The sequence below is a fragment of the Halorubrum sp. AD140 genome, from assembly GCF_034497445.1.
Lineage (GTDB): Archaea > Halobacteriota > Halobacteria > Halobacteriales > Haloferacaceae > Halorubrum.
Map to the genome: position 1 here is coordinate 1 of NZ_JAXRUU010000072.1, position 13,143 is coordinate 13,143.

Consider the following 13,143-nt stretch of genomic DNA (forward strand, 5'->3'; position numbering starts at 1 on the left):
GAGACCGACACGAAGATCTTCTGCGGCTGTTCGACGGAACCCGAAGCGGACGAGGAGCCCAACACGCGCACGTGTCCGACCTGCCTCGGGCTGCCGGGCGCGCTGCCGGTCCTCAACGAGGCCGCCGTCGAGGCCGCGGTGAAGGTGGGGAAGGCGATCGACGCCGACATCCCCGAGACGACGACGTTCCACCGGAAGAACTACTACTACCCCGACCTGCCGAAGAACTTCCAGCTCACCCAGTACGACGCCCCGATCTGCCAGGACGGCGAGCTGGAGGTCCGCGTCGACGACGAGTCCCGCGCGATCGGGATCACCCGCGCGCACCTCGAAGAGGACCCCGGAAGCCTCCAGCACGCCGGCGGCACCATCGAGACGGCCACGCACACGCTCGTGAACTACAACCGCGCGGGCACGCCGCTGATGGAGATCGTCACGGAACCGGACTTCCGGTCCCCCGCAGAGACCCGCGCCTTTTTGGCGAAGCTAGAGGAGGTACTGGAGTACCTCGGCGTGTTCGACCCCGGCCGAGACGGGAGCCTCCGGGTCGACGCCAACGTCTCGCTCGTCCCGAGCGAGGCGGTCGACGACGACGGGGCGATCGCGGAGGACGCCCTCGCGGACGTGAGCCGCGCGGAGGTGAAGAACATCTCCAGTCACCGGGGCGCAGAGCAGGCGCTCGCGTACGAGATCACCCGCCAGCGCAACGTCCTCCGACGCGGCCGCGAGGTCGAACAGGAGACGCGCCACTGGGACGAGGGGCGCGGCGTCACCGTCTCGATGCGCTCGAAGGAGGCCGAGAAGGACTACCGCTACTTCCGGGAGGCCGACCTCCCCGCGCTGGAGGTGGCGGACTGGAAGGCGCGGATCCCGATCCCGGAGCTGCCGGACGCCCGCCGCGAGCGCTTCCGCGAGGAGTACGGACTCGACCGCGAGGCCGCCTCGAAGCTCACCTCCACGAAGGCGGTCGCCGACTTCTACGAGGACGTCGCCGAGGCGTTCGACCCAGAGCTGGCCGCGACGTGGGTCGCCGACAACCTGCTCGGCGAGCTCAACTACCGCGAGATGGAGATTACGGACGTCGAGGACCGGCTCGACGAGTTCACGCGCCTGATCGAGCTCGTCGCCGCCGGAGAGCTCACGGTGAAGAATGCCGAGGAGGTCGTCCTGCGCGAGATGCTCGATGCGGGCGAGGACCCCGAGACGGTCATCGAACGCGAGGGGCTCGGCGTCGCCGACTCCGGCGAGGTCGAGGCCGCCGTCGACGACGCGATCGACGATAACCCCGACGCCGTCGCCGACTACCGCGACGGCGACGAGGGCGCGATCAACTTCCTCGTCGGACAGGTGATGCAGGAGACGGGCGGGAGCGCCGACCCGGGACAGGTGAACGGGCTGCTCCGCGAGCGGCTGGACGGGTAGGTCGCCGATGCGCGTCACCGTCGAGGTCGTCGGCGAGGGGGCCGACGAGTACGACCTCCCCGACGGCGCGACCTACGACGAGCTGATCCGCGAGGCGGGCTACCACCCGCAGGAGGCGTCGGCGCTGGTCGACGGCTCGCCGGTTCCCGGCGACCGCGTCGTCGACGCCGACGAGGTTCGACTGCTCAGGCTGATCAAGGGCGGCGCGGGGGACCGTCCCGCGAGGGACGACGGCGCGTGAGCGGGGAGCGCGACGCGGACGACGCCTCGGCGTCGGCCCCCGACGGGTTCGCGATCGAGCTCGCCGCCCCCGACGACCGGCTCGACGTCCGCCGCGTGCTCGACGCCGCCATGCTGGAGACGGGCTCCGGAGGCGTCGACGCCGCGATCGACGCCGGCGACGCGTTCGTCGCCCGGTTCGACCGAACGGGCGCCGTCGTCGGCGCGCTGGTCGCGACGCGTCCCGAACCGGCGCGGCTCCACGTCGACGCCGTGGCCGTTCGGCCGGCGCGTCGCGGTCGGGGGATCGGCTCCGCGCTCGTCGCCGCGGCGGTGCGACGCGCCGAGCGCGACGGCGGGGTCGCGGTCGTCACCGCGGCGTTCGACGCCGAGCTGAAGGGGTTCTACCGGGAGCTCGGGTTCGAGACCGTCTCGGCGGTCGACGCCGGCGAACCCGATCGGTTTCGGGGATACCGTCGAGTCGACGACGGTCGCGACCGTCAGGGGACCGAGGCCCGACGCGACTGAGGTGGCGGGGTCGCCGAGGCGGAGGTTCACACCCTCGATCAGGCGCGAACGACGAGCACGGACATGTCGGAGAAGCCGCTGTCCGCCGGGGCGTCGCCGCCGGCGTCGGCGGCGAGCGTCCCGAGGTCGGTTCGGGTGATCCGCTCGTCCGGGTGAGTGAGCCGCTCGCAGACGAGCGCGGCGCGGTCGCGGTCCGCCCCCGCGTCGACGAGTTCGGCCGCGACGTCCTCGGGCATCCAGTCGTACGGCCGGGGGATCACGATCAGGGGGCGGTCCCCGACGGCACGACGGAGGCGCGCGATCGCGGAAGCGACGTCGCCCCTGACGTGGAGCGTCTCGAAGACGGCGTCCTCGAGCGGCGTGCGTGCGCGGCTCGCCGCGACCTGTACCGAGGAGATCCCGGGGACGACGGCGACGGGCGCGTCGACGGCGGCCTCGACCTTCCCGAGGAACTGGTAGCCGGAGTGGTTCGGATCGCCCATGAGCACGGCCACCCCGCGCGCGCCGCCGGCGACGCGGTCGGCGAACCGAGCGAGCGCCTCGGGCTCGTCGCGGTAGCCGCAGGTTACGAGCTCCGCCTCGGTCTCGTCGGCGACGAAGTCGACGACCGTCTCGAAGCCGACGACGACGTCCGCCTTGGCGAGCAGGCGGCCGGCGCGCCGCGTCAGGAACTCGGCGTTCCCCGGCCCGATACCGACGGCGTGGACGAGGCCCTCGTCACCCGACTCCGTCCGCGGCGGCTCCGGCGCCGCGCTCGCCGTCTCTGCGGGTCGATCGGGAAGCTCGGGCGCCGTCGTCTCGTCGGACATACGCACGTGGCTCTGGCGAGCCGCCGTGTCGGTTTCGGTTCTCCGCTGGGCGACCCGACGCGAACGGCGTCGCCGCCGACCGTCGCTCAGGTGACAGCCAACTTTAATATCAGCGATCGAATGGTCGACGCTGTTCACTGATGTCGGTGTACAAGCATCCCCTCGGCACGGTTGCGGAGCTCGACGACGGAGCCATCGAAGCGTTCGCCGCTTCCCTCGACGGCGCGCTGCTCCTCCCGGACGACGACGGCTACGAGGACGCCCGCACGGTGTGGAACGGCCTGATCAACAGGTACCCGGCGCTCGTCGTCCGCGCGAACGGACCGGCCGACGTCGCCGCCGCGGTCCGGTTCGCGCGCGAGACCGACCTGGAGCTGTCCGTCCGAGGCGGCGCACACAACCAGACGGGGAGCGCGGTCGTCAACCAGGGGCTCGTGATCGACCTCTCAGAGATGGACCGGATCGAGGTCGATCCGGCGGCGCGGACCGCCCGCGTCGGACCCGGCACCCGAGCCGAGGAGGTGCTCGCGGCGACCCAGGAGCACGGGCTAGCGTTCCCGACCGGAAGCGCGGGCGACGTGGGGATCCCGGGGTCGACGCTCGGCGGCGGGATCGGCTGGATCCGGCGCAAATACGGGCTAGCGGTAGACGCGCTCCGCAGCCTCGAGGTCGTCACGGCCGACGGCGAGGTGCGGAGGGCGTCGCCCGACCGGAACGAGGACCTGTTCTGGGCCGTTCGCGGCGGCGGCGGAAACTTCGGCGTCGTCACGCGCTTCGAGTTCGACCTCTACGAGGTGGGTCCGCTGGTGCAGGGGCTCGGCGTCTTCTATCCGGCCGCGGCCGCCGCGGACGTGCTCGAAGCCTACCGCGAGGTGACGGCCGACGCTCCCCCGGAGCTGACCACGACCCTCCTCCGCGGACACGTCCCCAACCTCCCGGCGATCCCGGACGACCTCGCCGGGACGGACGCGATCGCCGTCATGGGCGCGTACGCGGGCGACCCCGACGCGGGCGCGGCGGCCGTCGCGCCGCTCCGGGAGGTGACCGAGCCGCTGATAGACATGAGCGACCCGATGCCCTACGAACTGCTTCACGATCTGGGCACGCAGCTGTTCCCGTGGGGGCGGAAGTACGCCCACCGCTCCGCGTTCGTCGACGACCTCTCCGAAGACGTACTGACCGTCGTCCGCGAGGCGGTCGACGACGCGCCGGGACCCCTGGACGCGGTCGGCGTGTGGCACCTCGGGGGCAACGTCGGCCGCGGGCCGGCCAGCGCCTTCGCGTGGGACGACAAGGAGTTCATGATCACCGCGGAGGCGAACTGGGAGAGCCACGACACGCCGGCGAACCTCGAGTGGGTCCGAGACACCGAGCGTCGGCTCCGGGACGCGGGCGCCGAAGGCGCGTACGCGGGCTTCGTGGGCGTCGAGGAGCAGGAGTGGGAGGACTGGCGAGCGAAGGCGTACGGCGACAGCCGCGACAGGCTCGCGGCGGTGAAAGCCGAGTACGATCCCGAGAACCGCTTCCGACACAACGTGAACGTCCGTCCGCGAGACGCCTGAGCGTCGAGTCGGCGCTCGCGCACCCGGGTCTCGGAACGTTCCCCACACCCAGGCGAGGGCGTTCGAGTTCGGCGTCGGCCATCGGCGCCGCTGCAGGGCCGACGGCCGGCCGCTCCTATCCGATGTCCCTTTCCGCCTCGACGGCGTCTCTCCCCGTATGAATGCAGATCCGACAGCGGGTTCCACGCAGAATGTGTCGCGGAGTGTTGTGAGGTAAGCATGGCAGGTAAAGACGAGTACTACAACCGGTCGAAACAGCAGGGGTACCGGAGCCGGGCCTCCTACAAGCTGAAACAGCTCGACGAGGAGGCGGACCTATTCGAGCGCGGCGACACCGTCGTCGACCTCGGCGCCGCGCCGGGCGGGTGGCTCCAGGTCGCCGCCGAGGAGGTGGGCGAGTCGGGCACCGTCGTCGGCGTCGACCTCCAGCGCATCGACGAGTTCGAGGAGCACGACGTGGAGACGATCCGCGGCGACATGACCGAGGAGCGCACCCGCCACTACCTGCGGGAGGCGATCGGCGAGCGCGGCGCGGACGTGGTGATCTCCGACATGGCGCCGAACATGACCGGCGAGTACGCGCTCGACCACGCCCGGTCGGTCCACCTCGCGCGGCAGGCGTTCGACGTGGCCGAGGAGCTGCTCGCGCCCGGCGGCGACTTCGTCGTGAAGGTGTTCCAGGGCGAGGACCTCGACGCGTTCCGCGAGGACGTCCGCGCCGAGTTCGAGTACGTTCGGACCGTCTCGCCGCCCGCCTCCCGCGACTCCTCCTCGGAGGTGTACCTCGTCGCCAAGGGGCTGAACACCGCCCCCGTCGAGGCGGGCGACCGGCTGGAGGTGACCGTCGAGGAGCTCGGCGACGAGGGCGACGGGATCGCCTACGTCGAGGGGTACTCGCTGTTCGTCTCCGACGCCGCGGTGGGCGAGACGCTGACGGTCGTGGTCGACGAGACCAAGCCGCGCTTCGGCTTCGCCGAGCGCGTCGACGGGACCGGCGGCGCGTGAGCGCGGGAGCGCTCAGGCCGCGGCGGCGCGCCGGACCCACTCGCGGAGGGTGAACCGGTCGTACGCCGTCTCTTCGGCGACGGTCCACTCGTCCGCGTCCCACGCCGGGTAGAACGTGTCGCCCTCGTAGGCACCGTCGACGTGGCTGAGCACCATCCGGTCGAGGCGGGGCTGGAACAGCTCGTAGATCGCCCCGCCCCCGAGCACGTAGACGGGGTCGTCGGAGTCGTCGTCGCCGACGAGCTCCGCGGCGCGGTCGAGCGCCGAGTCGACGCCGTCTGCGACGACCGCGGTCGGAACGTCGACCGCGTCGGCGCTCCGGCTCACGACGATCTGGCGGGCGCCGGGGAGGTCGTCGCGCATCGAGTCGAAGGTGCGGCGGCCCAGGATCACCGGCGAGCCCGCGACGCGCTCCCGGTACTGGCGGACGTCGGCCTCGATGTGGGGCCAGGGTACCTCGCCGTCGCTGCCGATCGCCCGGTTCTCCGCGACAGCCGCGACGCTGACGAGTTGCACGGCCGTCATACGGGTGCGAGCGGTAAAAAGCGGTCGGGCGACTACCCCGCGAGTCCGAGCAGGTCGAACGGGTAGCCGTTGTCGGCCTCGTCGGCCTGCTCGTAGACGACGCGAGCGGCCGCCACGTCCTGGATCGCGAGGCCGGTGGAGTCGAAGACGGTGACGCCCGTGACCCCCTCCGCGCCCGTGCCTGGGGCGGCCCCGCCGGCGTCGATCCCCGCCCGGCCCGGGCGGCTTCCGACGACGATCTCGCCGATCTCGCCGTAGATGTCGGCGTCGGTGAGCGTGCCCGCGGCGTACGGGACGTTGATCTCGCCGGAGTGAGTACACTGCTCGTGGTCGTCGATGACGACGGTCGCGTCCAGCAGGAGCTCGTCCGCCAGCTCGTGTTTGCCCGCCGCGTCCGCACCCATCGCGTTGACGTGGGTGTGCTCGCCCACGTCGTCGGGGCCGACGATGGGCTCCTCGACGGGCGTCACCGTCGAGAGGATATCGCAGTGGCCGGCCTCAGAGATCGAGCCGGCACGCACGTCGAAGCGGTCCTCGAATGCGTCGACGAAGGCCGCGACGCGCTCCGCGTCGAGGTCGCTTATCACGACCTCCTCGACGTCGCGGACCTCGGCGATCGCCTCCAGCTGGGTGTACGACTGGACGCCGGCGCCGACGATCCCGAGCGAGGTCGCGCCCGGGACCGCGAGGTGGTCGGTCGCGACCGCGGCGGCAGCGCCCGTGCGCTTCATCGTGAGCGTCGTGCCGTCGAGGACCGCCAGCGGGAACGCCGTCTCGGGGTCGGAGTAGATCATCGTCCCCATCACGGTCGGGAGGTCGTGGTCGGCGGGGTTGTCGGTGTGGACGTTCACCCACTTGATCCCGGCGGCGTCCCACCCGGTCGCCTCGGCGGTGTCCTCGGTCCGGACGTCGAGGTAGGCGGGCATCGACCGGAAGTCGCCGTTGTACTCCGGGAGGTCGATGTACGACTTCGCGGGCATCTTCGCGTTCCCGCGCTCGTAGGCCGTGAACGCGCCGCGCACCGCGTCGATGACGCGGTCCATGCGGGCGTTCTCGTCGACGTCGTCGGCGTTGAGAAGCAGCGTCTGCATGTCGCAAGCTTTGCCGTTCGGGTACTTCAACCCTCGTGAATCGACGGCGGGCGCGGGGGCGACCGCGACGGCGAGCGCGCGGACGCGAGTGAGAGCCGTCGAGCGACCGCGACCTCGTCGGGTCGGGAACACGATTATACCGGCTCGACGCCCACATGAACCCATGAGTCTCTCGCTCGACGCCGACCAGCTCGACCGGTACTCCAGGCACGTCATCATGGACGAGGTCGGCCCGGAGGGACAGCGACGGCTCCTCGACGGCCGCGCGCTCGTGATCGGCGCGGGCGGGCTCGGCGCCCCGGTCATCCAGTACCTCGCCGCCGCGGGCGTCGGGACGCTCGGGGTCGTCGACGACGACGTCGTCGAGCGCTCGAACCTCCAGCGGCAGGTGATCCACGGCGACGCCGACGTCGGCGAGCCGAAGGTTGAGTCCGCGGCGCGGTACGTCGACCGGCTCAACCCCGACGTCGACGTGGAGACGTACGAGACGCGCCTCGACGAGGGGAACGTCCGCGACCTGCTCGAGGGGTACGACGTGGTCGTCGACTGCGCGGACAACTTCCGGACGCGGTACGTCGTCAACGACGCGGCGCGGATCGAGGGGCTGCCGGTGGTCCACGGCGCCATCTACAAGTTCGAGGGGCAGGCGACGACGCTCGTCCCCGACGGCCCCTGCTACCGGTGTCTGTTCCCGGAGGCGCCCGAGCCCGGGACGGTGCCCGACTGCGCGGCGACGGGCGTGCTCGGCGTGCTGCCGGGGACGGTCGGCTGCATTCAGGCGACGGAGGCGATCAAGCTCCTCTTAGACGCCGGAGAGACGCTCGACGGCCGGCTCCTGTTTTACGACGCGATGGACCTGAGCTTCGAGACGGTCCCCTATCGCCGGAATCCTGACTGTCCGGTGTGCGGCGACGACGGCATCGAGACGATCGAGGGGATCGACTACTCGGGCGGCTGCCGCGTGAACGCGGACTAGCGGCCCCGCCGCGACCCATCGTCCCCACTCTGCCGCCGCGAGACCGACCCCGACCGCCGCTCACAGCGAGCGCTCGGTCATCGTCGGTCCCGCGGCGGCGCCGGGGCCGTCGGCGTCGAACCCGGACCGGACACACCACCGGCAGTAGCGGTACTCCGGCCGGTTCTCGGCCCCGCAGTGCCGGCAGACGACGGTCTCGCCGTCGACGTCGAGCGGCGGGGGGTCGCCGCCGGGAGCGTCGAGGGCGACGCCCGACTCGACGGTCGCCGAGCCGCCGTCGAGCCCGGGCTCCGGGCCGGACGGCCGAGCCGTCTCGGAGTCGGGACCCGCCGAGTCGAGGACGCTCGGAGGCTCCCAGTCCCGCCTCGCGAGGAGCCACGCGAGCGCGAGGTTCGCGGCGAGCACCGCGACGAGCACCGCGGCGACCGGAAGGAGGTTGCCTCCCGTCATGTGTCGTATGTTAGCAGGCGAAGAATATATGACCAGCGGTGCGCGAGGGGACGTTCGGCTCGGTTCGACCGGCGTTCCACCCAGGTCCCCCGCCACTCTTAGGGGACCCCGCCGAACGACGACGCGCATGAAGGAGATCGTCCACACCGACGCGGCACCGGAGGCGGTCGGAGCGTACAGCCAGGCGACGACGAACGGCGACCTCGTGTTCACGGCCGGGCAGATCCCGCTGACGCCCGACGGCGACCTCCTCGACGACGCGTCGATCGCGGAACAGACGGAGCAGGCCCTCAACAACCTCGTGGCCGTTCTCGCGGAGGCGGGCGCGACGCCGGCCGACGTGCTGAAGACGACCGTCTTCCTCGCCGACATCGACGACTTCGCGGAGATGAACGAGACGTACGCGGGCTACTTCGAGGCGTCGCCGCCGGCGCGCTCGGCGGTGGAAGCGGGGGCGCTCCCCAAGGGCGCGGGCGTCGAGATCGAGGCCGTCGCCGTCGTCGAGTAGATGGACGCCGAGGGCGACGAGGACGGACGCGGGGGACGCCCGGACGAGGCCGGACGCGGGGGACGCCCCGAACCCGCGGCCTCGCGGGCGAAGCGCGCCAGAGCGAAGTCGGCGGCGCTGTGGGGACTGGTCGGCGGGTTCGCGTTCCTCGTGCTCGCGCAGGGGTTCCGCCTCGTCGCGGGCGACCTCCCCGTCGGATACGGCGGGCTGGTCGGCATCGCCGCGACCGTCGCCATCGCGGCCGGCGGTATCGCGTACGCGACGGAGCACCGCCTGCGGGCGAAGCGGGCGAAGAGAAGGACTTAACAGTCCCAGCGGAGTATCTCGGATCGAGCCAGGATGGCCGAGTGGTAAGGCGCACGCCTGGAAAGCGTGTTCCCTTCCGGGATCGGGGGTTCAAATCCCTCTCCTGGCGCTTCGCTGTCGCATCAACGAACGAGGAGCGACAGCGACGAGGGAGTCCGGCGACAGCGAAACGCCTGTAGGTTTGAACCCTGTCAGTCGCGCGCAGTGAGCGAAGCGAACGAGCACGTCTGAATTCGGTTCAAATCCCTCTCCTGGCGTATTCTGTTGCCGCCAATCGACGAGCGCAGCGAGTCGATATCGGCGGCGACGAACTCGGACAAAGGGATTTGAAGCAGGGAGTGACGCGAGCGGAGCGAGCAGAACGACTGAGGTTCAAATCCCTCTCCTGGCGTTCTTCGTCGACACCGACCGCGAGCGAGGAGCGACGGCGACGAGGGAACCGCGCGACGGCGAGGCTCGGATCGGCGGATGCGGGTCGCTCTCGGCGCGCTACCGTCCCGCCCGACGTGATCGCACGTCGACACAAGACTCATGTGTGTGGGTATCGTTGTCACGGGTGACGATGCCAGACACGAAATCGGGTCGCGAGCGGAAAGGGAGGAACAAGCGCCGGCAGCTGGAGAGCCGCCTCACCCGACGCGAGCTCGACGCCGCCGACGAACCGCCGGAACCGTCCCTCGACGAGGTCGACTCGGAGTACCTCGACGGCGACGAACTCGATCGGTGAGCGCTCGCGACCGAACGCCACCCCGCTTTTCAGTCGGTGTTTGCGCTCCGAGAGCGACGCGACCGCGTGTCTCGCGCTCCGAGAGCGACGATTCGCTCCGTTCCCGTCGCCCGTCACGAGCGAAGTCCACGTATATAAACGAGCCAACGCGGACGCGCCAACTCCTGCGAAGAGCCGTGCTAACTATCCGCACAACAGTCGAGAGAACACTCCGGAGTCCTGCGGTTTGATCGGAGTCCGGATCGCGGGTCACGACGTCGCTCGATCGCTGGCCAACGATGGGTTTATATAGAATCACAATCAATCAAGCGATGTATGAGCCAGCGAATGCAGCAGGGTCAGCCGATGATCATCATGGGCGAGGACGCCCAGCGCGTCAAGGACCGTGACGCACAGGAGTACAACATCTCCGCGGCGCGCGGCGTCGCCGAGGCCGTCCGCTCGACGCTCGGACCGAAAGGGATGGACAAGATGCTCGTCGACTCGATGGGCGACGTCACCATCACGAACGACGGCGTCACCATCCTGCAGACGATGGACATCGACAACCCGACCGCCGAGATGATCGTCGAGGTCGCCGAGACCCAGGAGGACGAGGCCGGCGACGGTACGACGAGCGCGGTCGCCATCGCGGGCGAGCTCCTGAAGAACGCCGAGGACCTCCTCGAGCAGGACATCCACCCGACCGCGGTGATCAAGGGGTTCAACCTCGCGAGCGAGTACGCCCGCGAGCAGGTCGACGAGGTCGCCACCGAGGTCGACCCCGACGACACCGAGACGCTGAAGAACGTCGCCGAGACGTCGATGACGGGCAAGGGCGCCGAGCTCGACAAGGAAACCCTCGCCGACCTCGTCGTCCGCGCGGTACAGGGCGTCACCGTCGAGGCCGACGACGGCTCGCACGTCGTCGACCTGGCGAACCTCAACATCGAGACCCGCACCGGCCGCGCGGCCGGCGAGTCCGAGCTCCTCTCGGGCGCGGTGATCGACAAGGACCCGGTCCACGACGACATGCCGACCGACTTCGAGTCGGCGAACGTCCTGCTCCTCAACGACCCGATCGAGGTCGAGGAGGCCGACGTCGACACCTCCGTCAACGTCGACTCGCCCGACCAGCTCCAGAAGTTCCTCGACCAGGAGGAGAAGCAGCTCCGCGAGAAGGTCGACCGGATCGCCGACAGCGGGGCGGACGTCGTCTTCTGTCAGAAGGGGATCGACGACCTCGCGCAGCACTACCTCGCGAAGGAGGGCATCCTGGCCGTCCGCCGGACGAAGAAGTCCGACCTGAGCTTCCTCAAGAACGTGCTCGACGCGCCGATCGTCACCGACCTCGACTCGCTGTCCGCCGACGACCTCGCGGTCGGCTCGGTCGAGCGCGACAAGGAGGAGGGGCTGTTCTACGTCGAGGGCGAGGACGCCCACGGCGTCACCCTCCTGCTGTACGGAACCACCGAGCACGTCGTCGACGAGATCGAGCGCGGCATCGAGGACGCGATCGACGTGGTCGCGACGACCGTCTCCGACGGGCGCACGCTCCCCGGCGGCGGCGCGATCGAAGTCGAGCTCGCCGGCCGCCTGCGCGACTACGCCGACTCCGTCTCCGGCCGCGAGCAGCTCGCCGTCGAGGCGTTCGCCGACTCACTGGAGCTGATCCCCCGCGTGCTCGCCGAGAACGCCGGGCTCGACGCCATCGACCTGCTCGTCGACCTGCGGGCGGCCCACGAGGGCGGCGACGCCCACGCCGGACTGAACGTCTTCTCCGGCGAGGTCGAGGACACCGCCGCGGCGGGCGTCGTCGAGACGGCCCACGCGAAAGAGCAGGCGATCGCCTCGGCCGCCGAGGCCGCTAACCTCGTGTTGAAGATCGACGACATCATCGCGGCGGGCGACCTGTCGACCTCGGGCGACGGCGACGAGGGCGGCGCGCCCGGCGGCGGTATGGGCGGCATGGGCGGCATGGGCGGTGCGATGTGAGCTTCGGATAGGTCACTCACACACCCATACCCCGTCCCCACCGCGTACCGCCGTTCGAACACGCACGCTCGCGTTCCCCCGATTTCGCTTTTTTGGCGCTATCAAAGCCAGTAGCAGTTGGGAGACTCAGCTCGGCAGCGGGTACTCGAAGATGGCGATTACCGATACCGGGAGTAAACGAATCATTGTGGTGGTCTCGTCTTTTATAAGTGATCGAGTGGTGTTGTTGGTGGCTGTTTATAAGTGAACAATGGCGTTGCGGTGAAGACCTGCAAAGCCCCAGCCGCGGCGACTCGCGCGGCTCGGTGTGCTCCTCGCTCGCTTCGCTCGCTGCGGTGCTTCCGTCGCCGTGCTTCGTCCTTCCGAGAGACTCCGTCTCTCGTCTTCCCGCTCGCGCTGCTCGCGGGAATCACGGCTGCCCCTTTGAGTCCCACCCTGCACAGCACCGCCCCGCACCTCACGCCTCCCCAACCTCGTCACCGGACTACGTCCGGTTGCACGCGAGAGCTTCGCTCTCGCCCTGTCGCGCGTGCTGGCTCGCGGCCGCCAAGGGCGGCCGCTCGCAGGCGCACGCCACCGCTTCGATCATGGATAAGGAGTCGTCGCCGTCACTCTGCTCCGTTTAAATACAGTCTCGTCACCGACGATCTGCAACACCCACTCCCGACATCGATCAACAGCCACGTCCATCGATCAACTGCGCTACGCCGGCGCGGCCGCTAGGCGACTGATATCTGAAAGAAATCGGTCTGGATCGCAGGCCGCTGACCGTTACTTGCCCTGACGGTCGTTGCCGGTGACGCTCGGGCGGGTCTTCTCCGTGCCCGTGCCGCGCGTGCGCTGGCCGCGGCCCTTCGTGCCGGCGGAGGTGAGCCCGCGGAAGGCCCGCCCCTTGTGGTCGTCGCCGGTGATCCAGCTCAGCTCGTCGTCGTTCTCGATCGCGGGGTGGTTCGGGTCCACGAGGATGACCTCGTGCCACTTCTGGGAGCCGTCCTCACCGACCCAGTAGGAGTTGAGCACGCGGAGGTTGCGGTACTTCCG

At 70.1% G+C, this 13,143-nt stretch carries 14 protein-coding genes, 1 tRNA gene and 1 pseudogene; 11 read left to right on the forward strand and 5 right to left on the reverse strand.

Annotated elements, in window-relative coordinates:
- From gatB to U4E84_RS14420, 3 genes are all read left to right on the forward strand, one after another.
- On the forward strand, positions 1-1,422 hold a 1,422-nt coding region (gene gatB / locus U4E84_RS14410), incomplete at its 5' end, for an Asp-tRNA(Asn)/Glu-tRNA(Gln) amidotransferase subunit GatB (RefSeq protein WP_322532809.1).
- 7 nt (positions 1,423-1,429) lie between these two features.
- Complete coding sequence (locus U4E84_RS14415; RefSeq protein WP_322532810.1) at positions 1,430-1,663, forward strand: ubiquitin-like small modifier protein 2; 234 nt, start codon at positions 1,430-1,432, stop codon at positions 1,661-1,663.
- The gene (locus U4E84_RS14420; protein WP_322532811.1) at positions 1,660-2,169 is read left to right on the forward strand and encodes a GNAT family N-acetyltransferase; all 510 of its coding nucleotides are present in this window, start codon (positions 1,660-1,662) and stop codon (positions 2,167-2,169) included. Before U4E84_RS14415 ends, U4E84_RS14420 begins: the two co-directional genes overlap by 4 nt.
- Before the next feature lie 38 nt (positions 2,170-2,207).
- On the opposite strand, the gene U4E84_RS14425 is transcribed toward U4E84_RS14420, so the two are convergent.
- Positions 2,208-2,978, reverse strand: a complete 771-nt coding sequence (locus U4E84_RS14425; RefSeq protein WP_322532812.1) for a cobalt-precorrin-7 (C(5))-methyltransferase — start codon at positions 2,976-2,978, stop codon at positions 2,208-2,210.
- A 140-nt stretch (positions 2,979-3,118) separates the two neighbouring features.
- Between U4E84_RS14425 and U4E84_RS14430 the strand changes: the two genes are divergently transcribed.
- Both U4E84_RS14430 and U4E84_RS14435 read left to right on the forward strand, forming a co-directional pair.
- Positions 3,119-4,540 (forward strand): FAD-binding oxidoreductase, encoded by a 1,422-nt coding sequence (locus U4E84_RS14430; protein WP_322532813.1) that lies wholly within the window; start codon positions 3,119-3,121, stop codon positions 4,538-4,540.
- 219 nt (positions 4,541-4,759) lie between these two features.
- Positions 4,760-5,545: a 23S rRNA (uridine(2552)-2'-O)-methyltransferase gene (locus U4E84_RS14435; RefSeq protein ID WP_322532814.1), complete on the forward strand. Its 786-nt coding sequence runs from the start codon at positions 4,760-4,762 to the stop codon at positions 5,543-5,545.
- A 12-nt stretch (positions 5,546-5,557) separates the two neighbouring features.
- Here the strand turns inward: U4E84_RS14435 and U4E84_RS14440 are convergent, their stop codons facing one another.
- Complete coding sequence (locus tag U4E84_RS14440; protein WP_322532815.1) at positions 5,558-6,061, reverse strand: dihydrofolate reductase; 504 nt, start codon at positions 6,059-6,061, stop codon at positions 5,558-5,560.
- Positions 6,062-6,102: 41 nt separating this feature from the next.
- Positions 6,103-7,161, reverse strand: a complete 1,059-nt coding sequence (locus U4E84_RS14445) for an ornithine cyclodeaminase family protein (protein ID WP_322532816.1) — start codon at positions 7,159-7,161, stop codon at positions 6,103-6,105.
- Between the two features lie 163 nt (positions 7,162-7,324).
- Between U4E84_RS14445 and U4E84_RS14450 the strand changes: the two genes are divergently transcribed.
- Positions 7,325-8,137 carry a molybdopterin-synthase adenylyltransferase MoeB gene (locus U4E84_RS14450; protein WP_322532817.1) on the forward strand — a complete coding sequence of 271 codons (813 nt, stop codon included), beginning with the start codon at positions 7,325-7,327 and terminating at the stop codon, positions 8,135-8,137.
- A gap of 60 nt (positions 8,138-8,197) precedes the next feature.
- Here U4E84_RS14450 and U4E84_RS14455 read toward each other — a convergent pair whose 3' ends face one another.
- Entirely contained in the window at positions 8,198-8,587 is a 390-nt protein-coding gene (locus U4E84_RS14455; RefSeq protein WP_322532818.1) for a zinc ribbon domain-containing protein, read from the reverse strand.
- A 127-nt stretch (positions 8,588-8,714) separates the two neighbouring features.
- Between U4E84_RS14455 and U4E84_RS14460 the strand changes: the two genes are divergently transcribed.
- The 5 genes from U4E84_RS14460 (at position 8,715) to thsB (ending at position 12,102) form a co-directional block, all read left to right on the forward strand.
- Entirely contained in the window at positions 8,715-9,095 is a 381-nt protein-coding gene (locus tag U4E84_RS14460; protein ID WP_322532819.1) for a Rid family detoxifying hydrolase, read from the forward strand.
- Entirely contained in the window at positions 9,096-9,401 is a 306-nt protein-coding gene (locus U4E84_RS14465; protein ID WP_322532820.1) for a hypothetical protein, read from the forward strand.
- A 27-nt stretch (positions 9,402-9,428) separates the two neighbouring features.
- Positions 9,429-9,510, forward strand: a tRNA-Ser gene (locus U4E84_RS14470).
- A gap of 453 nt (positions 9,511-9,963) precedes the next feature.
- Positions 9,964-10,128: a hypothetical protein gene (locus U4E84_RS14475; RefSeq protein WP_322532821.1), complete on the forward strand. Its 165-nt coding sequence runs from the start codon at positions 9,964-9,966 to the stop codon at positions 10,126-10,128.
- 327 nt (positions 10,129-10,455) lie between these two features.
- Positions 10,456-12,102: a thermosome subunit beta gene (gene thsB, locus U4E84_RS14480; protein WP_322532822.1), complete on the forward strand. Its 1,647-nt coding sequence runs from the start codon at positions 10,456-10,458 to the stop codon at positions 12,100-12,102.
- A gap of 771 nt (positions 12,103-12,873) precedes the next feature.
- Here thsB and U4E84_RS14485 read toward each other — a convergent pair.
- Positions 12,874-13,143: pseudogene (locus tag U4E84_RS14485) on the reverse strand (50S ribosomal protein L15e); the annotation flags it as partial.